This window comes from Lentzea sp. NPDC058436, assembly GCF_042721515.1.
GTDB lineage: Bacteria > Actinomycetota > Actinomycetes > Mycobacteriales > Pseudonocardiaceae > Lentzea.
Genome location: NZ_JBHXLF010000021.1, coordinates 15,338 through 40,854, shown reverse-complemented (window position 1 = coordinate 40,854; position 25,517 = coordinate 15,338). Strand labels below are relative to the sequence as shown.

The following is a 25,517-nucleotide window of genomic DNA, read 5'->3' as shown; positions in this document are numbered from 1 at the left end:
GATCGTTGTGCCACGATGTGCGGCGACCGCACGACCTGGGGGTGGGAGATGCTGTACTTCGGTGGGCTGTTCGGAGTGCTGATGCTGGGACTGACGATCTTCGCCGTCGTGGACGTGATCACGACCGACGAGGGGTCGGCTCGCAACCTGCCGAAGATGGTGTGGCTTCTCCTGGTCCTGCTGTTCCCGTTGGTCGGCTCGATCGCCTGGCTCGTCGCGGGCCGTCCGGTGGTGGGGACCGGACGCGCGCGTTTCGCGGCTCACGAGCGGGGTGCTCCCGCCTTTCCCGAATACGACCGGCCGGGACGGTTCGCGGCCACCGAATCTCACGACGACCAGGAGTTCCTGCGCCGCTGCCGTGAGCGCGCGGAGGAACAACGACGCAAGGGACGCGAGAACCAGTGAGGATTGTCCTGCTGTTCTTAGTTGTTCTGCTCGCCGGTTGTGGCGGAAACGCGCAAATGGCGGCACAGCCCCCATCCCCGCAACCATCCACTTCGGACAGGCTGGCACCGGCCGACTTCCAGGCGCGCTGGTGGACCTGGGCCTCCCAGCCCTCGAACACCAATCCGGTCTCCGACACCTCAGGGCGCTACTGCATGCGCGACCAGCCCGTCGACGTCTGGCTGCTCGCCGGGTCGCTCGGTGACGGTCCCGTCGAGCGGCAGTGCCGGGTCCCCGCCGACAAACCACTGCTCGCGCCGGTCGTGAACCTCGCGAGCGACATCGCCTCCTGCGAGACGTTCATGAAGAGCGCGCAGGGCGAGGTGCTCCTCGACGGATCGACGCAGACGCTCACGAAGGTGTCCGCCACGCCGTTCACCTACGAAGCGCGCGCGGGCAACCCGTACGGCGCCCAGACCGGCCGGCTCAACTCCATCGGCTGCGGCCTGTACGCGTGGATCTCCGCCCCGCCGTCCGGTGAGCACGAGCTCGTGATCCGCGGCTCGGGCGGTGGCGAGGAGATCGACGTGAAGTACAAGCTGATCGTGGGCGCCGACTAGAAGGCCGGAAAATCAGGTGCGCCGATCCGGTAACGTGGTTCGTGGCGTCCGAGCAGACGTGAGGCTGGAGCCGCTCCCCGGCAGTGAGCGGCACTCTCCGCCGCAGTGTTCAGCAACTCCTGCTCAGCGAAGCGAACCGACCACGTAGACGCGTGACACATGCGTCCTTGTCTTGCCGAGCCGGGCGGCGGAAACGAGGACTGCTGTCATGGCACGTCTGTCCACCACGGACCAGCTGGCCGACCTGCGCCGCACCTACACGGGCGAGAACCTGTCCCAGGCGGTCCCCGCCGTCCGCGACGGTGACGCGGTGCTCCCCGACGCGACCACCGAGGCCCAGCGCCAGCTCGAAGCGAAGGTGCTGCTCGCGGGCTGCGCGGCGGCGAGCATGCTCCAGCTGATGCCACCCGCGAGCATCGTCACGCCCACCCACGCGTTCCGGACCGTGGAACCGGGGGAGACCCTCAAGCTGCACCTGAGCGACAGGGCGCTCGGCCCGCTGCTGTTCGAACTGCTGCCGCGCACCGAGGGCGGCTTCGGCATGGGCGTCGCCGGTCTCGCGCACCGGCAGTACCGGCGCTCGGCCGAGCTGACCACCGGTGACGCCGGCGTCGTGCTGGCCGGGGTCGACGAGCAGGCCTGGGAACTGGGCATGCGCTACGTGCGCTGGATGCACGAGCACCGCGGTGTGGAGTACACCGACGGTGGTGGCAACGACGACGAGGTCGCGGAAGCGGCCACTGGGAGCGCCCTGCTGCGCCGGGTACACCTGTGGCATGACGCGAGCTGGTTGCGAGCACTCCCGATGGGCGGGGCCTGGTTCGCCGAGTGGGCCGGAGGCCCGTCCGAGGACGAGATCAGGCAGAAGCTCGGTCACCCGGAGTTCGGGACCACCCGTCAGCTCATGCTGCGCCGCATCGACGCGCCGGCCGCGGACGTCGAGGAAGGACTGCGCACGTACCCGTGGCCTGAGGAGTTCGTGTCTGCCATCACGGCCGCCGACCCTGATCAGCGGCCTGACCGCCGGTAGACTGCGCTTTCGCCCGCAGGAACGATCGTCAGGAGGACCCCGGTGACCCAGCAGGCTGCCGAGGCCCAGTCCGATGCCACGCGCAAGGCCCCTCGCGTGCTCGTCGCCGAAGACGAGGCGCTGATCCGCCTCGACCTCGTCGAGATGCTGCGCGAAGAGGGCTACGACGTGGCGGGCGAGGCCGCAGATGGTGAAGAGGCCATCAAGCTCGCGACCGAGCTCGACCCCGACCTGGTGATCCTGGACGTCAAGATGCCCAAGGTCGACGGGATCGAGGCGGCGCAGCACATCGCGGGCAACAGGATCGCGCCGGTCGTGATCCTCACCGCGTTCAGCCAGCGCGACCTGGTCGAGCGCGCCCGTGACGCGGGTGCGATGGCCTACCTGGTCAAGCCGTTCCAGAAGCGGGACCTCGTGCCCGCGATCGAGCTGGCCATGAGCCGGTTCAGCGAACTGGCCGCGCTGGAGCAGGAGGTCGCCGGGCTCACCGAGCGCCTGGAGACCCGCAAGACGGTGGAACGCGCCAAGGGCATCCTCATGACCAAGCAGGGTCTGAGCGAGCCGGAGGCGTTCCGGTGGGTGCAGCGCACCGCCATGGACCGCCGCACGACGATGAAGGCCGTAGCGGAGGCCGTCATCGAGAACTTCGGCTGAGTCAGCGTCGGCTGAGTTCGAGCCACACGGAGTCCGTCTGCCGCCCCGGATCCTCGGGGCGCAGGCGGACTTCGACGTTGTGGCTGCCTTTCAACGAGAGTTTCAGTTCGTGCCGGCCGCCTATGCCACCGGGAGTCGGCACGGTCGCCGCGAGAGAGCTGTCGACGTACACCTCGAAGCCCGCTAACGGCGCCACTGAGCGCGCCGGGGCGGCGTCGAGGGTGATCGCCAGCGTCGTGTCGTTCGGGGTCACACGGACGAACTCAGCCGTCATCACGGGCAAAACGGACGCGGGCTCCTGCGGCGCGTTCTTGAGTCGCACCTGCGACTGGCGCGGCACCTCCAGGTAGCTCTCCAGCACCTGAGCCTGCGACGCGCCGGGCATCCGCAGCACGAACGGCGTCAGCGCGTCCGGTCCGTCCACGGTGAGCAGCTCGGCGGGCACGTCCCCGACCAGCGTCAACTCGCTGCCCTCCACCGGGGACCACCCGCTCACCACCGGGCGCAGGGGCAGCCTCGCCGTGCCGAGCTGCGCGACCAGCCCGTTCGGGTCACCGCCGTCGCCGAGCCGCACCGTTGCCCGCAAACGGGCTGAGGGTGCTCCACGCAACGGTGCGCGCGCCGCGCCGATGCCCGGCGCCTCCTCTTCGGGTTCGAGCACGCGCAGCGTTCCCGCCACGAGGGACGTCTCGGTCACCTCGTCCACGGGGCCACGTGACCCGGTGATGCCGATGGCGTCGATCTCCACCCGTCCGGGATAGCCCGGCGGAGGCGTCACGCCGACCAGCACGCTCGCCTCGCGCCACTTCGGCGCGACCGGCACCGACGCGATCTGGGCGCCATCTTGCATGACGCGCACATCGTTATCTGTCAGCACTGCTTCGAATCGATGCAGAACGCCTGCTCCGCGGGTTCCGGGGGCCACGGAGTCGTCCACCACGACGCGAACCGCATCAGCAGGAGGTATGGGTCCGAGTCGATCAGGGGTTCCGGGGACCAGGTCCAGGACGAGCGTCCCGCGCGGCCCGGCCGCGTCCGTCACCACGGCGACCCGTCCACGTTCGCCCGACTCGTTCAGCCGCAATGGCGTCCGTGCGCGCAGCACGGCCGTGTCGTTACCGCACGGCATGTCGAGCACCAGGCGGCCACCGGAGCCCGATCCGGGGTTCACGCAGCCGGTCCGGCCGCTCAGGTGGTAGCGGCGTTCGAAGAACGAGTCGTCGAAGTCGTCCAGCCAGCCGTTGATCGACCGGCGCCAGCTGTCGTCGCTCGGGCGTTCCTCTGCCCTGACCGGTGAAGATCGTTGGCCGAAGGCGTCCACCGCGCGCACGTCCGGCCTTCCGGACCCGGCGATCTCCGGCGACGCGACGAGTTTCCCGGCGACCTCGTAGCCGGCCGCGCCGTCCACGGGAGTCCATTGGACCCTCCCGTCGCTGCTCCATACGGAGGACGGCGGCTTCGGCGGAGCCGGCCGAGACGAAACATTGACGAAATCTGCTGTGTACTTAGTTAAGCGAACTGCTTCTGAGCTGGCCTTCTTCAAGGCATCATCGGACTCGCGCAGCACCAGCACAGCCGCCACCACAACGGCCGCGATGCACACGACTGCGATCACCCGACGACGGTGAGTCATACGTCGAGGTTATGGCAGCCGTCCAAAGAGTGAACCAAGGCTACGGTCTGTGACATTGCTTAAGTGAAACATAACGCCGCGTTGCGTTATGGTCACGAGCCCATTGGCTTTGATGACTGCGGTCACAGTCATCGCCTAGGTTCCGGCCATCCCTCAGGAGAGGGTGATGGAGCGGTGCGCGGAGATCTCGCGTAGCCGGGAGCAGGGATATAGGAGGGACATCACGTGCGTAAGCACTCTGTGAAGTCCGCAGCGATCGTCGGCGCCTCGCTGCTTGTTCTTGCAGCCTGTGGCTCGAACAAGACCGAGGGCGGCGGCACCACCGGGGGCAGCTGCGACACGTCGAAGGGCACTCTGACCGTCGGTGTTGTCGCCCCGTTGTCCGGGAACCTGTCCGCTCTCGGCGTCGGCATCAAGCAGTCCGCCGAGCTCGCCGTGGACGAGGCGAACAAGAAGTGCACGGTTCCGGGCTTCAAGCTGACCGTGTCCGCCCAGGACGACGAGGCCAACCCCGCCAAGGGTGCCCAGGCCGCCACGAAGCTGTCGACCGACCCGAACGTCGTGGGTGTCGTCGGCACGCTGAACTCGTCGGTCGCCCAGACCGTGCAGCCGATCCTGCGGGACAAGAAGATCCCCCAGGTGTCGCCCGCCAACACGAACCCGTCGCTGACCAGGGGCAATGACTTCCTGACGGCCCCGAAGCGGCAGTTCGACAACTACTTCCGCGTCTGCACCACCGACGACCTGCAGGGCCCGTACGCGGCCAACTACCTCGTCGAGAAGGCCGGCAAGAAGAAGATCGCCATCATCACCGACGGCAAGACCTACGGTGAGGGCCTCGCGGCGGAGCTGCAGAAGCAGGTCGCCAAGAAGGGTGGCACGATCGTCGGCTCCGAGAAGGTCGGCGAGAAGGACACCGACTTCTCCGGCGTCATCGCCAAGATCAAGGCCCTCGGCCCGGAGGCCGTCTACTACGGCGGTGAGTACCCGGTCGCCGGCCCGCTGTCCAAGCAGATGAAGGACGCCGGTCTCGACGTTCCGCTGATGGGCGGCGACGGCATCTACGACGGCAAGTTCATCGAGCTCGGCGGCAAGGAGGGCGACCTCGCCACCTCCGTCGGTGCCCCGACCGAGTCCCTGGCCACGGCCAAGGCCTTCGTCGACGCGTACAAGGCGAAGTTCGGCAAGGAGGACTACGCCGCCTACGGTGCGTTCTCCTACGACGCCGCGAACGCGATCATCGGTGGTCTGGCCAAGACCGTCGAGGGTGGTTCCGCGTGGGACGAGTCGAAGCGTGACGCCATGCTGACCAACGTCGGTGCCTACAGCGGCTCCGGCGCCACCGGTGCCGTCAAGTTCGACCAGTACGGCGACAGCACGAACAAGGTGCTGACGGTCTACCAGGTCACGTCCGGCAAGTGGAAGGACGTTCAGACCGGCGAGTTCACCGGCTGATCGACTACCTGATCACTGATTGAAGACACGGCGGGGGCGGGCGTTGTTTGCTCGCCCCCGCCGTCTACGGAGGTAGTCGTGTCAGTCCTGCTCCAACAGCTGGCCAACGGGGTCATTCAGGGTGCGTTGATCGCCCTGATCGCCCTGGGGTACACGATGGTGTACGGCATCATCCAGCTGATCAACTTCGCCCACGGCGAGGTTTTCATGGTGGCCTCGTACGGAGGCCTCGCCACGTTCACGCTTCTTCCTGACGACCTCAAGAAGTCGCCTGCCGTGGCCCTGCCGCTCATGTTCGTCGGTGGCATCGCGGTGGCGGTCCTCGTCGCCGTGATCATGGAACGGTTCGCCTACCGGCCGCTGCGCAACGCACCCCGGCTGGCACCGCTCATCACAGCGCTCGGCGTGTCCGTGTTCCTGCAGGAGGCTGTGCGCGTCTTCTACCCGAACGCCAAGTCCAACCTGCCGTACCCGAAGGTCTTCCCCGAAGGCAACCTGACGATCGGCTCGGTCAACATCTCGTGGACCGGCATCCTGCTCGTCGCGCTCTCGGTGGGCCTCGCGATCATCCTGCAGACCTACATCAACCGGTCCCGCATGGGCCGCGCGATGCGGGCCACCGCGCAGGACCCCGACACCGCCAAGCTCATGGGTGTCAACCCCGACCGCGTGATCGTGCTGACGTTCATCATCGGCGCGGTGCTGGCCGGTGTCGCGGGCATCATGTTCGGCGGCTACCTGAACAACATCAACATCGACATGGGCTTCCAGAACGGCATCTTCGCCTTCACGGCGGCCGTCCTGGGCGGCGTCGGCAGCATCCGCGGTGCGGTCATCGGCGCGTTCATCATCGGTCTGATCAAGACCGTCGCCGGTCAGTACATGCCGGGTGGCACCCAGTACGACTACGTCTGGATCTTCGTCGTGCTGATCCTCGTGCTCGTCTTCCGCCCGCAGGGTCTGTTCGGTGAGCCGGAAAGGGTGCGCGCATGAGTACGGTCGACACTTCTGCGAAGCGCTCCGCGCTCGCGCCTCTCGGCAAGCCGTTCGCGGCGGCCGGTGGCGTCCTCGGCATCGTCGCGGCGTTGCTGCCGTGGGTCACGTTCAAGCTCAACGACGGCAACTGGCCTGACAACTCGACGCTGCAGTACTTCGACGCACCGTTCGGGGTCACCGGCTTCCGGTGGCACGTCCTTCTGCTGGGCGTTCTCATCCTCGTCGCGGCGTTCGCGCCGGTCCCGTCCAAGGGCCGGGTCGTCCGTGCGCTCGGCTGGGGCCTCACCCTCGTGTCGTTCGTCAACGCCGCGTACATCACGGTCAAGGGCGGCGGCCTCGGCGCCATCACCGCGTTGGACGGTGCCACGGCGTTCGGCGGCGTCGTCGGCCTCGTCGCCGGTGTGCTGACGATCCTCGCGGGCTACGGCATCGGCATCGAGCCGGTGGGCGAGTGGAAGTTCAAGGTCTCCACCCCGGTCGCGTACCTGGTGCTGCTGGTGTCGTTCGGTGCGGTGCTCTACGCCGTCGCCGCGATGCTGACCACCGGTGGCGTCGGCTCCGCCAACCCGTACGCGGGCGCGATCTTCCTGTCGTTCCTCGGGTTCGCCGGCGGTCTGCTCGGCGCGCTCAGCGGCGTCGGGTTCGTCCGCTGGATCTCGGTCCTGTCGGAACAGCACCGCGTGTTCAGCGTGATCGTGCTGGCGGCGTGCGCGCTGCTGCTGCCGTTCACCGAGGCGGGCAACGAGTACTGGATGACGGTCGCGGCGAACATCGGCATCTACGCCGCCACCGCGATCGGCCTGAACATCGTCGTCGGCCTCGCGGGTCTGCTCGACCTCGGGTACGTGGCGTTCATGGGCATCGGTGCCCTCGTGGCAGCGAACTTCTCCGGTGCCGCCACCGCGTACTTCGGCTTCGACCTGCCGTTCCCCGTCGCCGCCGTCATCGCTGCGGTCGTGGCCGGCATCTTCGGCGCCATCGTCGGTTCGCCGACGCTGCGGGTCCGCGGTGACTACCTCGCGATCGTGACGCTGGCGTTCGGTGAGATCTTCACCCGCTCCGCGCAGAACGACATCGGTGGCTTCACCAACGGCTCCAACGCCATTCCGGGCATCCCGGCGCTGTCGTTGTTCGGTGCCGAGTTCAACAAGTCGTTCACGATCGGCGCGGTGAAGCTGCCCGCCGGTGTCCTCTACTACGTCCTGATCGTGCTGCTCGTCGCGGCGACGATGGCGGTGTTCGCGAACCTCAAGTTCAGCCGCATCGGCCGTGCGTGGATCGCGATCCGCGAGGACGAGGACGCCGCCCGCGCGATGGGCATCCGCACCGGCAAGATGAAGATCCTCGCGTTCCTCATCGGTGCCATGCTCGCGGGTCTCGCGGGTGCGGTGTTCGCGCACAAGAACGGCACCGTCTCGTACGAGTCGTTCAAGTTCCTCGAGTCGGTCACGCTGCTCGCGGCGGTCATCCTCGGCGGCATGGGCTCCATTCCCGGCGCCGTTCTCGGTGCCGCCCTGCTGTTCGTGCTGCCCGAGAAGCTGCGAGACTTCGAGGACTACCGCCTCATGATCTTCGGCCTCGCGCTGATCCTGATCATGCGGTTCCGGCCGGTCGGCCTGATCCCCGATGCGCACAGGCGCGCTGAGATGGTCGAACGCGCCGATGAGAACGCCGAAGAGGCGCATTTGGAGGCGAAGAAGGCATGAGCACGCCGGTTTTGGAGGCGCGCGACGTCTCGATGGTCTTCGGTGGCCTCAAGGCGTTGAAGGGCGTCACCCTGACGCTCGAAGAAGGCAAGATCGTCGGCTTGATCGGTCCGAACGGTGCGGGGAAGACGACGTTCTTCAACTGCCTGACGGGTCTCTACACGCCGACCACCGGGCAGGTGCTGCTCAAGGGCAACGTCCTGCCCGGCGACCCGGCGAAGGTGACGGACGCGGGCGTGGCCCGCACGTTCCAGAACATCCGCCTGTTCCCCAGCATGACCGTGCTGGAGAACGTCATGGTCGGCCGGCACGTGCGGATGAAGCAGGGCCCGCTGGCCTCGCTGTTCCACGGTCCCGCCTACCAGCGCGGTGAGAAGGCGGCCCGCGAGCGGTCGCGGGAGCTGCTCGCGTTCGTCGGCCTGAACAACGTCGAGGACGAGCTCTCGCGCAACCTCCCGTACGGCGACCAGCGCCGTCTGGAGATCGCACGCGCGCTGGCGACCGACCCGGCGGTGCTGCTGCTGGACGAGCCCACCGCGGGTATGAACCCGCAGGAGACGGAAGCGACGCAGCAGCTGATCTTCCGCATCCGCGAGACGGGTGTCTCCGTCGTGGTCATCGAGCACGACATCAAGTTCATCTTCGGTCTGTGCGACTCGGTCTCCGTGCTCGTGCAGGGCGAGCTGCTCGTCGAGGGCAGCCCCGAGGTCGTGCGGGCGGACCCGCGGGTGGTCGAGGCGTACCTCGGCAAGCCCCCGGAGGAAGTCGCGAGCGAAGTCGAGGCCGCCGCTGCTGCTGAGGAGGAGCAGGCATGACCGCGCTGCTCGAAGTCCGCAACCTCTCCGTCTCCTACGGCGCGATCGAGGCTGTCCGCGACATCTCGTTCACCGTCGAGGCCGGCCAGATCGTGTCGCTGATCGGCTCGAACGGTGCGGGCAAGACCACGACCCTGCGCACGATCTCGGGTCTTCTGCGGCCGACGAACGGTTCCATCCGTTTCCAGGGCAAGGAAATCCACAGCGACCCGGCGCACGCGATCCTCGGTGAGGGCATCGCCCACTGCCCCGAGGGCCGCCGGCTCTTCCCGCGGATGACCGTGGAGGAGAACCTGCAGCTCGGTGCGTACGTCCGCAAGGACGACGGGGTCGAGGCGGACATCCAGCGGGTGTACGACCTGTTCCCCGTGCTGGGGGAGCGCCGGAACAACAAGGCCGGGCTCTTCTCCGGTGGTGAGCAGCAGATGCTCGCCATCGGCCGCGCGATGATGTCCAAGCCCCGTCTGCTGATGCTCGACGAGCCCTCGATGGGTCTCTCGCCGATCATGACGCAGAAGATCTTCGACACCATCAAGGAGCTGCAGTCGCTCGGCACCACCATCCTCCTGGTGGAGCAGAACGCCCTGGCGGCGCTGGCGTTGTCGGACCACGGGTACGTGATCGACCTCGGCAAGACCACTTTGGACGGACCGGGGCACTCGCTCCTGGCCGACCAGCGGGTGCGCGACGCGTACCTGGGTGAGGCTCACTGAGGGTTTTCGGTTGTGGGAGCGGGGCGGAGGGTTGTCCTCCGCCCCGCTTTCGTTTGCCCGCAGGGAGTTGGCGGGGCTGGAAGCCGGGTGAGACTTTGGGTTGGGCGGGTCTGTGGCTGGTGGAGTGGCGGTTTGGCGGTGTAGCCGCGGGCGCTAGCGGCAGCAGCCCGTGCGTGTGGCTGCGGGCACTGGTGGCAGCTGCCGGTGGTTGGTGGGCTGTGGTTGGGGCGCTGGCGGCAGCAGTCTGGCGGTTGGCCGCGGGCCCAAGTGGCAGCCGCCGACGGTCGGAGGGCTGTGGTTGGTGGGCTGGGGGTCTGTGGGGCGGGTGGCTTTGCGGGTGGGGCGGAGGGCTGCCTCCGCCCCACCCTCTGTACTTCCGGGCCGTCGCGCGGTCAGGCGCGGTCGAAGTCGGCCAGGATGCGCGGCAGGGCCAGCTTGGCGGCCTTGCCGTGGTTCACGTCCGCGCCCAGGTCGATGAGCGTGCTGCGGGCGTGATGCTTCGCGAGGCGCTCGTCGCAGTAGGCGGAGGTCTCCACGAGGGTGTCGCGGTCGCCGGCGGACGAGTAGATCGTCACCGGGACCGCCGGGCGCCAGTCGCAGTAGCTGTCCGCTTCGCGGAGCTTCGCGCGGAGGACGCCTGTCGGGTGCTGGACGCGGGCGAAGTAGGAGTCGGTCAGGAGTTCGCGCATGGTGGCCGGCAGGCGGGGGAAGATCTCCTCGTTGCGGTGGTCGCCGTCGAAGAGCGTCTCGACGGACGGGTCGCGGAAGGCTTCCGCCGGGTCGTCGTAGAGGTGGTGGAGGCGGTTCCAGGCCACCGTCCAGTACGCCATGTACGCGACGCCGTTGGCGATCTCGTCGTTCGTCGCCTTGGCGACCAGCAGGCTCGGTTTGAACGGGCCGCCGATCGGGGCCAGGCCGCCTACCTTCAGGCGCGGGTCGGCGCCGCGGTGCAGGGCCTGGCCCAGCGCCATGGTGGCGTGGCCGCCCTGGGAGTGGCCGGAGATCATGACGCGCGGGTCGGGGCGTAAACCCTTGGACGCGGCGTAGGAGCGGGCGGCGCGTAAAGCGTCGACGGAGGCCGTGACGGTGGACGGGGCGTCGACGTACGGGTGGTGGCCTGGGCCGGTGCCCAGGCCCAGGTAGTCCGGGGCCGTGGTCAGGTAGCCCGCCGAGGCGAAGAGGAAGGTGGCGGCTCTGTCGTTGCCGTCCGCCACCGACGCGACGGAGCCCCGGTAGCCGGTGGTGCCGTGCAGCCACGTGGCCTGGCAGGGCGTTCGGTCCCGGTTCCGCGGTAAGGCGAGCAGGGCGCTCGCCGTCGTCGGTTTCCCGAAGGCGTCGATGGTGCGGTACGTGATTCGCTTCGCCTCCACGGCGAAGCGGACGCGCGAGGCGTCCAAGGCGTGGTCCCCCAGGTATCTGACCAACTGGGTGGTGTCCAACGTGGACACCGGGACGACGTCGAGGAGCGCGCCGCGCGCCGTGCGGGCCGACGCGGTGGCCGGGACCGAGGCCGCGACCAGCGCACCGCACAGAACTGCCGCTGTCAGTCGAGTCGTGAAGGTCATGCGGCCAACGATGTCGGGCTGATCTTGGTCGCACACTGGGGCTTACCGCAGAAGTGGGGTGGGGTTTACCGCAGTTTCAGGCTCCGGGCGCCTTGGGGCGGATGAGGCACGTGAGGCGGGCGGTGCAGGTGCGCTTGCCCTCTTCGTCGGTCACGACGATCTCGTACGTCGTCGTGCTGCGGCCCAGGTGGATCGGGCGCGCCACGCCGGTGACGGTGCCCTCACGTGCCGCGCGGTGGTGGGTGCAGGACAGTTCGAGCCCGACGGCGATGCAGTTGAACTGCGAGGCGTGCATCGCGGACGCCAGGGAGCCCAGCTGCTCGGCTAGCACCGCGTTCGCGCCGCCGTGCAGCAGGCCGAACGGCTGGCGGTTGCCCTTGACCGGCATGGTGCCGATCAACTCCTGAACATCCCATTGGGTGATTTCGATGCCCATGCGGACGTGCAGCTGCTCGTCGGCGAACTCGATTGGCAGGTCGGGGGTCACGCGGGCTCCAAGGGCTCAAGCAGAACTGTCAGACCCCCACCCTAGACTCGGGCCCGTGACTACCTCAGACGTGAAGCGGCTCCTGCTCATCGACGGTCACTCGATGGCCTACCGAGCGTTCTACGCCCTGCCCGCAGAGAACTTCGTGACGAAGACGGGCCAGGTCACGAACGCCGTGTACGGCTTCACGTCCATGTTGATCAACATCCTGCGCGACGAGAAGCCCACGCACGTGGCGGTGGCGTTCGACGTCTCGCGCAAGACGTTCCGCTCCGAGCAGTACCCCGAGTACAAGGCCGGTCGCTCCAAGACGCCGGACGAGTTCCGCAGCCAGGTCTCCCTGATCAAGGACGTGCTGGCCACGCTGGCCATCCCGACCATGGAGAAGGAGAACTACGAGGCGGACGACATCATCGCGACGCTGACCACGCAGGCCGTGGCCCAGGGGGTCGAGGTGGAGATCGTCACCGGCGACCGGGACGCGTTCCAGCTGGTCAACGACCACGTCACGGTGCTGTACCCGGTCAAGGGCGTCTCGGAGATGGGCCGTTTCACCCCGGCGTACGTCGAGGAGAAGCACGGCGTGCGGCCCGAGCAGTACGCCGACTACGCGGCGGTGCGCGGCGACTCGTCGGACAACCTGCCGAACACCCCCGGCGTGGGCCCGAAGACGATCATCAAGCTGCTCAACCAGTTCGGCGGGCTCAACGAGCTGGTCGACCGCATCGACGAGGTGCCGGGCAAGGTCGGCGAGGCGCTGCGCGGCAACCTGGCGAACATCATCATGAACCGCCAGCTCACGGAGCTCATCAAGGACGTCGAGCTGCCGTACACGATCGACGGTCTCGAAGCGCAGCAGTGGGACCGCGACGCGGTGCACGCTCTGTTCGACGAGCTGGAGTTCCGCGTCCTGCGCGACCGTCTCTTCCAGACGCTGTCGACCGCGGAGCCCGAGGCCGAGGAGGGCTTCGAGGTCTCTGGAGGCGCGATCCCCGAGGGCACGCTCGCGAAGTGGCTCGACCAGAACGCGCGCAAGACGCGGGTCGGCGTCGCGCTGCGCATCACCACCGAGTTGGAGGGCGTCGCGCTATGCACGTCCACCGGTGAGGGCGGGTACGTCGACGTCACGCAGCTGAACGAGGCCGACGAGCAGGCGCTCGCCGCATGGCTGTCCGACGAGTCCGTGGCCAAAGCGGGCCACGACCTGAAGCTGCCGTTGCGCCGCGTGCGCGCCCGCGGCTGGAAGCTGCGCGGCCTGACGTCGGACACGGCGCTGGCCGCCTACCTGGTGCGTCCCGGCCAGCGTTCGTTCGCGCTCGACGACCTGGCGCTGCGCTACCTCAAGCGCGAGCTGCGGGCCGAGGAGTCCGGCGACGGCCAGCTGTCGCTGCTCGCCGACGAGTCCGAGGAGGCGCAGAAGCTCGCCACCAGCACGATCCTGCGCGCGCGTGCCGTCGCCGAGCTCGCAGACAGGCTCGACGAGGAGCTCGCGACCATCCGCGGCGACTCGTTGCTCGCGAACCTCGAACTGCCGCTGATGAACGTGCTCGACGAGGTCGAGGCCGTCGGCATCGCGATCGACGTCGAACACCTCTCCGAGCTGGAGGCGCACTTCGCGGCCGGTGTGAAGCAGGCGGCGCAGGACGCGTACTCGGTGATCGGCAAGGAGATCAACCTCGGCAGCCCGAAGCAGCTGCAGACGGTCCTCTTCGAAGAGCTCAACATGCCGAAGACGAAGAAGACCAAGACCGGCTACACCACGGACGCCGACGCGCTGCAGAACCTGTTCGAGCAGACCGAGCACCCGTTCCTGCAGCACCTGCTGTCGCACCGCGACGTCACGCGCCTGAAGTCCACTGTGGACGGCCTGCTGAAGTCGGTGGCCGACGACGGCCGCATCCACACGACGTTCCACCAGACGATCGCCGCCACGGGCCGTCTGTCCTCGACGGACCCGAACCTGCAGAACATCCCGATCCGCACGGACGAGGGCAGGCGCATCCGCCAGGCGTTCGTCGTCGGCGAGGGCTACGCGGAGCTGATGACCGCGGACTACAGCCAGATCGAGATGCGGATCATGGCGACGCTGTCCGGCGACGAGAGCCTCATCGCGGCGTTCAACTCCGGCGAGGACCTGCACACCTACGTGGCGTCGCAGGCGTTCTCGATCCCCACCACCGAGGTGACGGGCGAGATGCGCCGCCGCATCAAGGCGATGTCGTACGGCCTCGCGTACGGCCTGTCGGTGTTCGGTCTGTCGCAGCAGCTGCGCATCCCGACTGAAGAGGCGCGCGAGCAGATGGAGGCGTACTTCTCCCGCTTCGGCGGCGTGCGCGACTACCTCAACGAGATCGTCGAGAAGGCCCGCAAGGACGGCTACACCGAGACGGTGCTCGGCCGCCGCCGCTACCTGCCGGACCTGACGTCGGACAACCGCCAGCGCCGCGAGATGGCCGAGCGCATGGCCCTCAACGCGCCGATCCAGGGCAGCGCCGCCGACATCATCAAGGTGGCCATGCTGGGCGTCTACCGCGCGCTGGAGTCGTCCGGCCTGCGCTCGCGGATGCTGCTGCAGGTCCACGACGAACTGGTGCTGGAGGTCGCCGACGGCGAGCGCGAGGCCGTCGAAGCCCTTGTGCGCGACCAGATGGGCAACGCCTACCAGCTCCAGGTGCCGCTGGAGGTCTCGGTCGGCGTGGGCCGCTCCTGGGACGACGCCGCCCACTAGTGAGAGCAACCGCAGCCCCGGCCGAGCCCAGGCTCCGCCGGGGCTGTGTGCTGTCCGGGGAGGGTGAGCGGGCAGGGGTGATCGGGGGGCGGTGAGTGGGGAGGGCGAGAAAGGCGAGGCTGAGCGGGGAGAGGCTGAGCGGGAGCAGGCTGAGTGAGGCGAGCGGCGTGGCGGTGGCGCCCGCAGCGCGTGTGGCGTTGAGGTCGGGAGCCGCATGGCAGCCGGGCCGACGGTGCAGCGGCTAGAGAGCACGCGAAAGCGTCGCGTGAAAGCCCAGAATCATTTCCCCCATTGGAACTTATAGCGCGCCAGGGGGCTTGCCGCAAGACCCGGTGCCGCCCTCACAATTCGTGGCCTCACCAGGGAATCGAGGGGTTTCACGATGCGATTTCTGCTGTCCACCATCGGGTCGCGAGGCGAGGCGCAACCGGTCACCGCGCTGGCCGTGCGCTTGAAAGAGCTCGGCAACGAGGTCGAAGTCGTCGCGCCGCCGGACTTCGAGGGACTCGTCACCGGCAATGGCCTCGTCTTCACGCCGGTCGGCCCGAACCTGCGCGATGCCAAGGCCGTCAAACCCACGCCCGACGAGCTGCGGAAGCTGGCAGAGGAGTCGGTCAGGGAACAGTTCCGCGTCGTCACGAAGGCGGCCGAGCAGGCCGACGTCCTGGTGGCGGGCGGAGCGTTGCAGCACGCGACCAGGTCCGTCGCGGAAAGCATTGGTGCGCATTACGTCTACGCGAGTTTCTGCGCGAACACGTTGCCGTCGCCGCACCATGCGCCACCCGCGATGCTCGGAAGCGTTCCGATGAACGGCACGCCTGAGGAAAACCTCGCGCAGTGGGAACGGCAACGGCACTACTTCACGAGTTCACGTGACGCCCTCAACGCCGAACGCGCCAAGCTCGGCCTCGCTCCGATCGACGACGTGCGCGACCACATCTTCGGCGACGCGCCGTGGCTCGCCGCGGACCCGGTGCTCGGTTCGTGGCCCGGTCCCGGCGACCTCGTTCAGACCGGCGCCTGGCTGCTCGACGACCAACGGCCGCTCGGCCCGGAGTTGGAGGCGTTCCTGGACGACGGCGAACCACCGGTCTACGTCGGTCTGGGCAGCATGCGCGGTGTGGCGAACACGGCAGCCGACGTGATCGGCGCGGCCCGTGAACTGGGCAAGCGTGTTGTCCTGCAACGAGGTTGGGCGGGTCTGGAACTCGCTGACGACGGCGGCGACTGCATCGCGGTCGGCGAGGTGAACCAGCAGGCGTTGTTCCGCAGGACGGCCGCGATCGTGCACCACGGGGGCGCCGGCACCACCACGACGGCCGCGGCGGCTGCGAGGCCGCAGGTCGTGCTGCCGCACATGTACGACCAGTACTACTGGGGCAGTCAGGTCGAACGGCTGAACATCGGCCGCTCGGCGACAACGGCCACGGCCGACGTCCTCGCCGAGGCACTCGGGCTCACTGAGCAGGCTGCCGAGGTCGCCACCCAGGTGCGCACGGACGGTGCGCTCGTCGCGGCAGAACGGCTGATGGCGTTGTGATTCGCCTGATGCGGGCAGTGGTCGCGTGGTAAGCCAACGGCATGAAGATCCTCGCCGTCGTGCTGCTGCTCCTCGCCGCCACCGCCTGCACGGCCACCGAGCCGGGAACCCCGGCGAGGGAGGAGTGGCTCGCGGGCAAGCTGACGTTCCGCGCGGTCGCGAACCAGGCGCCGACGTCCAAGCCGTCCTCCGGCTATCCGGTGCCGCAGCAGAAGAGCGACGATCCGGCGGTCCAGACGGCGCGCGCGAGCCGGCAGAGCACGGACGCCGCCATCCGCGAGCAGGCGCTCGGGTCCCTCGACTGCACGGCACCGGACCCGCTCGTCGGCAACGACGACCCGGCCGCACCGCTCGTGACCTGCGACGCCGGCGAGTACAGGTACGACCTCGGGCCGGTCTTCCTCGACGGTGACAGGGTCGCCGCGGCCACGGCCAGCTTCGACCAGAACGGCGGTGGCCACGTCGTGACCGTCGAGTTCGACGGTGAGGGCGCCCGGACGTGGAGTGACTTCACGACCGCCAACGTGGACAAGCAGGTCGCGATCCTGATCAACGGACGGGTGCTCAGCGCGCCCACCATCCAGTCGCCGATCACCGGTGGCTCGGCGCAGATCTCCGGAAAGTTCACCAGGGACGAGGCGGACCAGCTCGCGCGGCAACTGGTCGGGCGATGATCCAGGAGTAGGACGAGCGCAGGGTGCGCAGAACGCCGTGCGGCGCCGCGCCTCGCCGGGGCTTGCCGAGCACCTGGTGGAGGCGGGGTTCAGCGAGGACGAACCCACGTACGTCATGGTCGTTGAGCGCGACCGTGCGTTGTCGACGTTCGAGTTGCCGGAGAACATGCGTTGGCCCGCAGACGAGGAAGAGGCGGACGAGATCCGGCTCGCGACGCCTGCCCTGCAACGGTTCTGGGAGGACGAGGGCGGGAACGTCACCTGGTGTGTCCGGGAACCGGACGGCGTCTTCTGGTGGCATGAGGCGATCGGCGACAAGTTCATCGAGTTCGGCATGACGGACGCACACCGCGAGTTCGGGCCGTTGCCGCCGATCATGGCGCCGAACCGAACGCGTGCCCGGCTCCACCTGCTCGTCGAGGGAGTCGGCGACGGCGACTTCGCCGTCAACTCGCCGTACGACCTGAGGTTCGGCACAGTCGGCGACCACCACGAGGACTCGCTGTGCGTCTGGGGCGACGAACTCCTGGCCGAGGTGAGCGACGAACCGGACGCGGCTGCGCACCAACGGCGAGAAGAACTGAACCAGGCCAACTGAGACGACGTGTGATGGGTGTCCGCAGTGAGGGGTGACCCGCATGTCGTACCAGGTTGGGCTCGATCTCGGATCCGCAGGCACCACGGTCGCCACCGCCGGTGGCGTCACGACCAGCGGCCGGCGTCACGAGGCGGCGGCCAGGGAGATCGTGCACGTTCTCGACGACCTCACGCTCCGGCACGGGGAGCCGCCGAGTCGTGTCGCCATGACGCATCCGCTGTGCTGGCCGCACGAACACCTTGAGCAGCTGCGTCAGGACCTCATCAACGCGGGGCGTGCGGATGTGTTGTTCGTGCCCGCGCCGCATGCTGCTGCCATCGCGTTCGACGCTGACGCGCAGATGCCCGAGCACGGCACGGTGGCGGTCTTCGACTTCGGGGCCACCGGGTGTGACGTCACGGTGTTGCGCAAGCAGGGTGTGTTGTTGCTGGCAGGGCAGCCCGAACGCGTTGAGGTCGGCGGGTTCGACCTGGACGAGCTGGTGGCGGAGCACGTGATCGCGAAGATCGGCACGCACAGTCGTGAGCTCGTGCGGAGCTGCGTCGAGGCGAAGGAGTTGCTGGGCAGCTATCCGGAGGTGCGGATTCCTTATGTCGCAACGAGTGGTGAGGTGCGTGAGGTTCGGCTGAGCCGGTTGGAGTTCGAGGCGATCATCCGGCCGACGGTCGAGTCGGTGGTCGACGCGCTCGAACGCGTGGCCGGCGGGGCTGGGTTGTGCCTGCCCGACGTCATCCTGCTCGTGGGCGGGTCGTCGCGGATTCCGCTGGTGGTGCGGGAGATCTCGGAACGGCTGCACATCCCGGTGATGAGAGCGCCGGACGGTGCTGCCGCCACGGGCGCGTACCTCGAAGCCAGGCAGCTCGAACCCGAGCCCGCGGAGGAGCCGACGATCGAGGTGCCGAGGCCGCGGGAGGACGAGCCCGAGCGGCGGATTCCGACCACGCCGTTCATCGCGGCCGGGTTGCTCGTGCTCGTTCTCGGAGGAGGGTGGTTCGCGCACGACGCGATGAGCCAGCCTCGGACGGAGAACACGAGTGTGCGGCTCGAACCGGCGGGGACGGCCGAGTTGCCGCGGATCAGCGAGCCAGGGCGCTGATCTCCCGCACGGTCCGGTCGATCTCCTCCGGGGTGTTGAGGATCGACGTGCCGACCCGCGCGTACGGGATGCGGTACGACGCCGTGGTGATCTGGATGTTCTTCTGCCGCAACAGTTCCACGAGCTCGGGGCCGGTGTGGCCGGCGACGTCGAAGCACACCATGCCCGCGGACGTCGCCGGGGCGCGTGGCGTGTGCACGACGACGCCGGGGATCTCGGCGAGGCCGTCGGCGAACCGCCCGGACAGCTCGGCGATGCGGGACGCCACGCGGTCGCGGCCGAGGCGTTGGTGGAACCGCACCGCCGCCTGCACCGCGTAGTACTGCTCGAACGCGTGGAAGCCGCCTGGGCCGAGCAACGCCGACGAACTCCGGTCGCTCAGGCTCGGCAGCAGCGGCACGATCTGGTCGCTCACCTCGGGGTTCACCCAGACCATGCCGGTGCCGCGCGGCCCGAACAGCCATTTGTGCGTGCCGGCCACGAACACGTCCGCGCCCATGCGCGCCGCGTCGTCGTCGACTGCCGCCAGGCCGTGCACGCCGTCTACGACGAGGAGACAGCGGTCTTCCTGTGTGCGGCCACGGTTCGCCTCGGCGACGACGGACGCGCACGCGCGCACGGGCATCCTCAGGCCCGTGCTCGACTGCACCCACGTGATGCCCACGGCGCGCGTCTGCGGCGTGATCGAGTTGCGCAGCCGTGTCGCGATCTCGTCCTCGGTGGCCTTCGCCGGGTTCTCGAAGAGCGTGCCGATCCTGACCGTCGCGCCGACCCGGCTGGCGGCCAGTCTCGCCGCCTGCTGGTGCCATGCGTGGTCCTGGTCGCTGAGCAGCAGTTCCTGACCGGCGCGCAGCTTCAGGCCGCCGTAGACGATCGACAGTCCGATGGTCGTGTTGGGCACGAACGCGATGTCGTCCGCAGTGCCGCCGACGTACTGTCCGAGCGCGACGGCCACCTCCTGCGCCTGCTTGGGCATCAGGTCGTGCGAGTTCGAGTCCAGCCTGCGCTTGAACTCCTCAACGGCGTCCCGCACCTCCCGCGGGTTCGACGCGAGGTAGAAGAGGCCCAGGTTGGTCAGGGCCGGATCCAGCCGGAACTCGCGCCGCACGGCGCCCCAGTCCACCCCCTGCGCGGCCGACGACGCTGTCGGCGCGACGGCGAGCAGTCCTGCCCCCACGAGGAAGTCACGACGGTCCATGCCGTCCATTGGACAGCTTCTCCGGCGCGAACGGCAGCCCGGTGTTCACCGCCTTGGCGCCCACGGTGCACAGCTCGCCGAGCATGCTCACGCCGATGGACAACTGCGTCGGCGCGTGGTGGTCGAACAAGAACATGAAGCCGAAGCTCACGCCGATCGACACGACCCAGACGACCAGCGTCCACGGCGTGTACCGCTGCCACAGGTGGCCGTCGCGCTCGAACAGCCTGATCGTCGTGCCCCGGAACGCGCCGAACGCGAACCCGGCGGCGAGCGGCAGCAGGTACGCGACGTGGAACTCGTCCATCGCGCGGATCCCGAAGAACAGCAGGAACGCGGGCGGCGCCAGCAGGTCCCGGGCGTTGAGCGGTTCCCCCATGAACCGGCGCACGAGCACGTACAGCACACCGGCCGCTATCAGCGCATATGTCATCGCATCCCCCTAAGTAGCATGACCCTGCTACTTAAACTAGCAGGGTCATGCTACAAAAGGGAGGTGTCACCGAGAGTCGTCGATCCCGTCGCCCGCCGCCAAGAAGTCGCCGAGGCGGTGTTCCGCGTGGTCGTGCGCGACGGCGTCGAACAGGCCTCGCTGCGCAACGTGGCGGTGGAGGCGGGCCTCGCGATCGGTTCGATCCGCCACTACTTCGACAGTCACGACGACATGATCATCTTTGCCGTCGAAGCCCTCATCCACTCGATCGACCAGCGCGTTTTCGCCCACGTGCAGGCGCTGACGGACCGCAGCGACCCCCGTCGACCTGCCGAACGCGTGCTGTCGGAGACGCTCCCGCTCGACGACCGCAGGCGTGACGAGGCGGTGCTGTGGCTCGCGTTCGTCACCGCCGCCCGCACCCGCCCGTCGCTCCTGCCGCATGCCGAACGCCTCTACGACGGCCTGCGCAAGCTCTGCCACCGCGCGCTGACCGTGATGAGCGAGGCCGGGACCGTCGCGACCGGGCTCGACCTCGTCCTGGAGTCCGAACGGCTGGCGTCGCTGCTCGACGGCCTCACCGTCGGCGGCGTGCTGCACCCGGACCGGATGACGCCGGACCTCATGGTGTCCGTGCTGCGCCGGCACCTCGACTCCCTGCGGTAGATCAGGCATCCTCGTAGACGCATTGGCTGGGGGACGGGGGTGTGAGCGTGCGCGCGCTCGTGCTGGGGCCGATCGAGGTCCGGGCCGGCGACAGGCAGGTGGGCCTCGGTGGCCCGAAGCCGAGGACCTTGCTGGCGGCTTTGTTGTTGCAACCGCGTCAGGTCGTGCCGGTGGAACGACTGATCGACCTGATCTGGGGAGAGTCGCCGCCGCAGACCGCGGGCGCGCTGGTGCACACCTACGTGTCGTCGCTGCGCCGGGCCGTCGGCACGGCGCTGGTCACCAGGGCGCCGGGGTACCTCCTCGACCTGGACAGCGACGTCGAGCAGTTCCACGAGCACCTGACGACGGCGCGGCAGGCGGAACGGGCCGGCGACCACGCCACCGCGACCACCCACTACCAGCACGGACTCGCGTTGTGGCGAGGCCCGGCGTTGCACGGCGTCGACGCGCCGTTCGCCCGCGGGCACGCGCTCGCGCTGGAGGAGTCCCGGCTGAGCGCGGAGGAGGGGCTCGGCCGGTGCGAGCTCGCGCAGGACCGGGTCGAGGACGCGATCGCACGGCTGTCCGCGCTGGTCAACGCCCATCCGGCGCGCGAGGAGACCCGTGAGCTGCTCATGCGGGCCTTCCACCGCGCCGGACGTCAGGCGGACGCGCTGCAGGCCTACCGCGACGCGCGCGAGCACCTGCTCGACGAGCTCGGCATCGAACCGGGCGAGAAGCTCCGCGACCTGCACTCCCGGATCCTCAACGGCACGCTGGAGACCTTGCCCCCGAAGCTGACGGTGGCGGCGGCCCCGTCCGCCGTCACCACGCACCAGGTCGTCCCGCACCACCTGCCGCCCGACATCAGCGACTTCATCGGCCGCCAGGAGGCGTTGAAGCAGGTCCTCGGCCTCACCGAGGGCCGGGAGACCGGCACCGCGACGCCGACGGCGGTGGTGTCCGGGTTCGGCGGCGCCGGCAAGTCCGCGCTGGCCGTGCACGCCGCGCACCTGCTGCGGAAGTCCTACCCGGACGGCCAGCTGTTCGCCGACCTGCGCGGCGGCGGTCGCAACCTCGAACCGCAGGAGGTCCTCGGCCGGTTCCTCGGGCTGCTCGGCATCCCCGGCCAGGACCAGCCGACGGCGCCGGACGAACGCGTCGAGCTGTACCGGCGCACGGTCGCCGACCGGCGGCTGGTGATCGTGCTCGACAACGCTCGCGGCGAGGCACAGGTCAGGCCGCTGCTGCCGGGCAACCCGAACTGCTTCGTGATCATCACCAGCCGTCGCAGGCTGACCGGGCTCGAAGGTGCCGAGCCGATCGAGCTGGGGTTCCTCAGCGACGAGATCAGCCTGGAGATGCTCGGGCGGATCGTCGGCCCCGAGCGCCTCGACGCCGAACCCGAGGCCGCGCACCGGATCGCGCGGCTGTGCGGTGGCGTGCCGCTGGCGTTGCGGGCGGCGGGCGCGAAACTGCTGGCGCGGCCGCACTGGCCGTTGAAGACGCTCGCCAAGCGGCTGTCCGACGAACGGCGCAGGCTCGACGAGCTGGAGATGGGCGACCTCGCGATCCGGTCGTCGCTCAAGCTGACCTACGACGAGCTGGACCCGTTGCACCGCAGGACCTTTCACCTGTTGTCGGTGCTCGACCTGCCGGACTTCGGCGCGTGGGTCGCGGCGCCGTTGCTGGACATCCCGCCGTACGACGCGGAAGACGTCGTGGAGCACCTCGTCGACCTGCGGCTGGTGGACGTCGCCGGCGTCGACCAGATCGGCAGGGTGCGCTACCGGTTCCACGACCTCGTGCAGCTCTTCGGCGCCGAGCAGGCGGCAGGCGAACCCGCGACGGAGGCCGTCACGCGCCTGCTGGAGACGTGGCTCGCGCTGGTCGAGGCCGGTGTCAGGAAGCTGCCGCGGGTGACGCTGGGGCTGCGGCCGCGCCTGCACACCGAGATCGAGGTGGACCCGCGGCTGGCGGAGGACGTCGAGGAGGACCCGACCGGCTGGCTGCACTCCGAGACAGACGCGGTCGTGCGCGCCGTCGAACGGGCGCACGACCTCGGTGTCGACGAGCTGACCACCACCGTGATCACGTCGCTGCTGTCGTCGCCCTTCGCGGCGCGCAACGAGTTCGGCAACTGGCAGCGCACGCACCTCGTGGCGTTGCGGTCGGTGCGCGAACGCGGCAACAAGAGGGCAGAGGCCGTGCTGCTCGCCGGGCTCGGGCAGTTGCGCTACGAGCAGGACGACTTCACGGCGGCGCTCGCGCACTTCGAGCAGGCCGCGGAGATCGCGGCAGGCATCAACGAACCGGAGACGCTCGCCGTCGCCTACGTCGGCATGGGCACGGTCCGGCGCGACCTCGCCGAGTTCGGCCAGGCGCGCGAGCTGCTCGACAGGGCGATCGCGTTGGGGGACAACGGTGTCGTCGCGGCCGCGAGCTACGGCGTGGGCGCGATCCACCGCGACCACGGCGACCTGGCCGAGGCCACGCAGGCGTTCGAGCGCTGTGTGGAGCTGTACCGCGAACAGGAGGACAGGCGCGGCGAGGCGTTGGCGTTGCGGGCGTTGAGCCTGTGCCACCGGGCGGCGGGAACGTACGCGGAGGCGGTGGAGCTGAGCCGCGAGGCCGAGCGGATCCTGCGTGAGGTGGGCGACGAACTCGGTGCCACGTATGCGGTTCAGTCACTGGCGAAGGCGTCGCTGCGGACGGGTGAGCTGGAGAGCGTGGACGACCTGCTGGCCGAGTGCCTGGAGGTCTGCACGCGCCAGCGCGACAGGTTCGGCGTCGCGTTGATGACCAGGACGCTCGGTGAGCTGGCGCTGGCCCAGGGGCGCGACGGCGAGGCGGCCGGCGTCCTCGCGGACGCGCTGGACCAGTGGACCGCGCTGGGGCTGCCGATCTGGCAGGCGCGCACGATGCGCGACCTCGCGGCGGCGACCGCGGACGACGGGATGTGGTCGCGGGCCAAGGAGTTGTTCGCGTCGCTGGGTGCCAGGGAGGCGCGGGAGCTGGACGGGTTGAGCGCCACCGAATGGCGCTCAACCCTCGCGACCGGCTAGGACAGGCGCGGGGCGTCCACGGCCCAGTACCAGTTGTTGCCGGCGTCGAAGAGGCGCCACGAGACGCGTGCCGTGCGGGCGCCCGAGGGGACCGTCACGGTCAGCGAGACCTGCTGGGCGAGACCGTCGGCGTTGTGGGCGCGGACGACCTGCGCCGGGCCGCCGTCGAACGACACGCTGACCGTGCCGCGCTGCGAGCCCTCCTGCAGGTAGTGCGAGACGTAGTCGAGACGGGCGCTCGACCTGCCCGACACGTCGTAGGTGGGCGAGGTCAGCGTCGAGTCGAACTTGCCGCGCGACGACGGCGAACCCTTGTCGTCCCACTCGTCCGGGTCGGCGACGGCGAAGACGCCACGTGCGCGCACGTTCGCCTCACGGGACTGAGAAGGCGCCGTACGGGTCCAGAAATCGTCGTTGGTGAACGACCAGCCCTGCCACTCCGCGACACCCTGCGGCATCGACGACGCCGTGGTCACCGTCCAGCCCGCCGGACCCTGGCGCGTCCAGCCCAGAACACTCGCGGGCACACCGGTCTCGTCCTGGCGAGGGTTCAGCGTCACCGAGTCGAACGGGTCGGTGGGCGCGGTGCCGATCGCGTAGCCGTCGAGCGACGCGGAGACGTTCAGGTGCTTCAACGCGGACGCGGCCACGTCGACCAGCTTCGGCGCCACGGCCGGGCGCGCCGCACCCGTGGAGATCACGAACGTCATCCGCTCCTCGGGCGAGTCACCGCCGTGGCCGCCCGCCGCCGTGTGGCCGTGATCGGTGGTGATCATGATCAGCCAGTCCTCGGACGCGTACGACGGCCGGGACTCGATCGCGCGCACCAACCGGCCGATCTGCGCGTCGTTCGTGCGCATCGCCGCGGCGTACTGCGAGGAGTCGGCGCCGTGGTCGTGGCCCGCGATGTCGATCTGGCCGAGGTAGACGAACGACGCGTCGGCGGCGTTGCTCCTCAGGTGCTGCTCGGCGTCGACGGTGATCTTCTCGTCCGACCCGGTGTAGCCCGCCGCGTCGCCGTCGAGGACGTACTTGCGGTCCTGGCCGGTGCGCAGGACCTGGTCGCTGATCGGCTTCCAGTCGACCGCCGCGTACGTCGACAGGGCCGGGTTCGCGGTGTTCGCGCGCTCCAGCCAGCTCGGGTACGACGTGAGGGCGTTGCCGGAGAAGGAGTTGTCCTTGACCTTGTGCCGGTCCGGCCAGACGCCCGTGAGGATCGTCGACCAGCCGGGGCCGCTGGACGTCTGGGCCATGCCGGAGCCGTACAACGCGCTACGGGCGCCGTAGCCCCGGCCCAGCAGCGCCCTGACGTTGGGGTTGTCGCCGGCGACCAGCTTGTCGTAGCGAGCGCCGTCGAGCCCGATCACGAGCACCTTGGGCGTCTTCGCCGGTGCCGCGACCGCGGCCGGGGTCACCAGCAGCAGGGGCAGCAGTAACGCAAGAGCAGCTCTTGTCATGACAGGCAGGCTTGCGGTCTGC

Annotated in this window: 22 protein-coding genes; 16 read left to right on the top strand and 6 right to left on the bottom strand. The window is 69.1% G+C overall.

From position 1 onward, the window contains the following. Positions 1-48 precede the first annotated feature (48 nt). The 4 genes from ACFWN2_RS39005 to ACFWN2_RS38990 all read left to right on the top strand — a co-directional run bounded on the left by ACFWN2_RS39005 (position 49) and on the right by ACFWN2_RS38990 (position 2,688). Positions 49-405: a PLDc N-terminal domain-containing protein gene (locus ACFWN2_RS39005; RefSeq protein ID WP_382435591.1), complete on the top strand. Its 357-nt coding sequence runs from the start codon at positions 49-51 to the stop codon at positions 403-405. A gap of 56 nt (positions 406-461) precedes the next feature. Then, positions 462-1,004, top strand: a complete 543-nt coding sequence (locus tag ACFWN2_RS39000) for a hypothetical protein (RefSeq protein WP_382435590.1) — start codon at positions 462-464, stop codon at positions 1,002-1,004. A gap of 208 nt (positions 1,005-1,212) precedes the next feature. Then, entirely contained in the window at positions 1,213-2,034 is an 822-nt protein-coding gene (locus ACFWN2_RS38995; protein WP_382435589.1) for a hypothetical protein, read from the top strand. Positions 2,035-2,076: 42 nt separating this feature from the next. Next, the gene (locus ACFWN2_RS38990) at positions 2,077-2,688 is read left to right on the top strand and encodes an ANTAR domain-containing response regulator (protein WP_382435588.1); all 612 of its coding nucleotides are present in this window, start codon (positions 2,077-2,079) and stop codon (positions 2,686-2,688) included. 1 nt (position 2,689) lies between these two features. Here ACFWN2_RS38990 and ACFWN2_RS38985 read toward each other — a convergent pair whose 3' ends face one another. Continuing rightward, complete coding sequence (locus ACFWN2_RS38985; protein ID WP_382435587.1) at positions 2,690-4,096, bottom strand: hypothetical protein; 1,407 nt, start codon at positions 4,094-4,096, stop codon at positions 2,690-2,692. Positions 4,097-4,546: 450 nt separating this feature from the next. Here ACFWN2_RS38985 and ACFWN2_RS38980 point away from each other — a divergent pair, with 450 nt between their 5' ends. The 5 genes from ACFWN2_RS38980 to ACFWN2_RS38960 all read left to right on the top strand — a co-directional run bounded on the left by ACFWN2_RS38980 (position 4,547) and on the right by ACFWN2_RS38960 (position 10,006). After that, positions 4,547-5,776 carry a branched-chain amino acid ABC transporter substrate-binding protein gene (locus ACFWN2_RS38980; RefSeq protein WP_382435586.1) on the top strand — a complete coding sequence of 410 codons (1,230 nt, stop codon included), beginning with the start codon at positions 4,547-4,549 and terminating at the stop codon, positions 5,774-5,776. Between the two features lie 78 nt (positions 5,777-5,854). Then, on the top strand, positions 5,855-6,769 hold the full coding sequence (locus ACFWN2_RS38975) for a branched-chain amino acid ABC transporter permease (protein ID WP_382435585.1): 915 nt from the start codon (positions 5,855-5,857) through the stop codon (positions 6,767-6,769). Further along, entirely contained in the window at positions 6,766-8,478 is a 1,713-nt protein-coding gene (locus tag ACFWN2_RS38970) for a branched-chain amino acid ABC transporter permease (RefSeq protein WP_382435584.1), read from the top strand. Before ACFWN2_RS38975 ends, ACFWN2_RS38970 begins: the two co-directional genes overlap by 4 nt. Then, positions 8,475-9,293: an ABC transporter ATP-binding protein gene (locus ACFWN2_RS38965; RefSeq protein ID WP_382435583.1), complete on the top strand. Its 819-nt coding sequence runs from the start codon at positions 8,475-8,477 to the stop codon at positions 9,291-9,293. The genes ACFWN2_RS38970 and ACFWN2_RS38965 overlap by 4 nt, the downstream gene beginning before the upstream one ends. Beyond that, positions 9,290-10,006, top strand: a complete 717-nt coding sequence (locus ACFWN2_RS38960) for an ABC transporter ATP-binding protein (RefSeq protein WP_382435582.1) — start codon at positions 9,290-9,292, stop codon at positions 10,004-10,006. Before ACFWN2_RS38965 ends, ACFWN2_RS38960 begins: the two co-directional genes overlap by 4 nt. 392 nt (positions 10,007-10,398) lie before the next feature. On the opposite strand, the gene ACFWN2_RS38955 is transcribed toward ACFWN2_RS38960, so the two are convergent. Beyond that, positions 10,399-11,571: a lipase family protein gene (locus ACFWN2_RS38955; protein WP_382435581.1), complete on the bottom strand. Its 1,173-nt coding sequence runs from the start codon at positions 11,569-11,571 to the stop codon at positions 10,399-10,401. 76 nt (positions 11,572-11,647) lie between these two features. Next, positions 11,648-12,007 carry a hotdog fold thioesterase gene (locus tag ACFWN2_RS38950; RefSeq protein ID WP_382435656.1) on the bottom strand — a complete coding sequence of 120 codons (360 nt, stop codon included), beginning with the start codon at positions 12,005-12,007 and terminating at the stop codon, positions 11,648-11,650. 154 nt (positions 12,008-12,161) lie between these two features. On the opposite strand from ACFWN2_RS38950, the gene polA reads away from it, so the two are divergent. From polA to ACFWN2_RS38925, 5 genes are all read left to right on the top strand, one after another. Further along, positions 12,162-14,786: a DNA polymerase I gene (gene polA / locus ACFWN2_RS38945; protein ID WP_382435655.1), complete on the top strand. Its 2,625-nt coding sequence runs from the start codon at positions 12,162-12,164 to the stop codon at positions 14,784-14,786. Between the two features lie 382 nt (positions 14,787-15,168). Further along, on the top strand, positions 15,169-16,326 hold the full coding sequence (locus ACFWN2_RS38940) for a glycosyltransferase (protein ID WP_382435580.1): 1,158 nt from the start codon (positions 15,169-15,171) through the stop codon (positions 16,324-16,326). 41 nt (positions 16,327-16,367) lie between these two features. Next, positions 16,368-17,000, top strand: a complete 633-nt coding sequence (locus tag ACFWN2_RS38935; RefSeq protein WP_382435579.1) for a precorrin-3B C(17)-methyltransferase — start codon at positions 16,368-16,370, stop codon at positions 16,998-17,000. A gap of 37 nt (positions 17,001-17,037) precedes the next feature. Next, a complete protein-coding gene (locus tag ACFWN2_RS38930; RefSeq protein ID WP_382435578.1) occupies positions 17,038-17,598 on the top strand; it encodes a hypothetical protein in 561 nt (186 codons plus the stop codon). A 40-nt stretch (positions 17,599-17,638) separates the two neighbouring features. Then, positions 17,639-18,694, top strand: a complete 1,056-nt coding sequence (locus tag ACFWN2_RS38925) for an Hsp70 family protein (protein ID WP_382435577.1) — start codon at positions 17,639-17,641, stop codon at positions 18,692-18,694. Here the strand turns inward: ACFWN2_RS38925 and ACFWN2_RS38920 are convergent. After that, on the bottom strand, positions 18,675-19,892 hold the full coding sequence (locus ACFWN2_RS38920) for an aminotransferase class V-fold PLP-dependent enzyme (RefSeq protein WP_382435576.1): 1,218 nt from the start codon (positions 19,890-19,892) through the stop codon (positions 18,675-18,677). The two genes, ACFWN2_RS38925 and ACFWN2_RS38920, sit on opposite strands and share 20 nt — an antisense overlap. Beyond that, entirely contained in the window at positions 19,879-20,325 is a 447-nt protein-coding gene (locus ACFWN2_RS38915; protein WP_382435575.1) for a DUF1453 domain-containing protein, read from the bottom strand. Before ACFWN2_RS38915 ends, ACFWN2_RS38920 begins: the two co-directional genes overlap by 14 nt. Positions 20,326-20,388: 63 nt before the next feature. Between ACFWN2_RS38915 and ACFWN2_RS38910 the strand changes: the two genes are divergently transcribed. Beyond that, positions 20,389-20,991, top strand: coding sequence for a TetR/AcrR family transcriptional regulator (locus ACFWN2_RS38910; RefSeq protein WP_382435574.1), 603 nt, complete (start codon positions 20,389-20,391; stop codon positions 20,989-20,991). Between the two features lie 47 nt (positions 20,992-21,038). Beyond that, the gene (locus ACFWN2_RS38905) at positions 21,039-24,038 is read left to right on the top strand and encodes a BTAD domain-containing putative transcriptional regulator (protein WP_382435573.1); all 3,000 of its coding nucleotides are present in this window, start codon (positions 21,039-21,041) and stop codon (positions 24,036-24,038) included. Here the strand turns inward: ACFWN2_RS38905 and ACFWN2_RS38900 are convergent. Further along, entirely contained in the window at positions 24,035-25,495 is a 1,461-nt protein-coding gene (locus tag ACFWN2_RS38900; protein WP_382435572.1) for an alkaline phosphatase family protein, read from the bottom strand. The genes ACFWN2_RS38905 and ACFWN2_RS38900 overlap by 4 nt on opposite strands. Between the last annotated feature and the right edge of the window lie 22 nt (positions 25,496-25,517).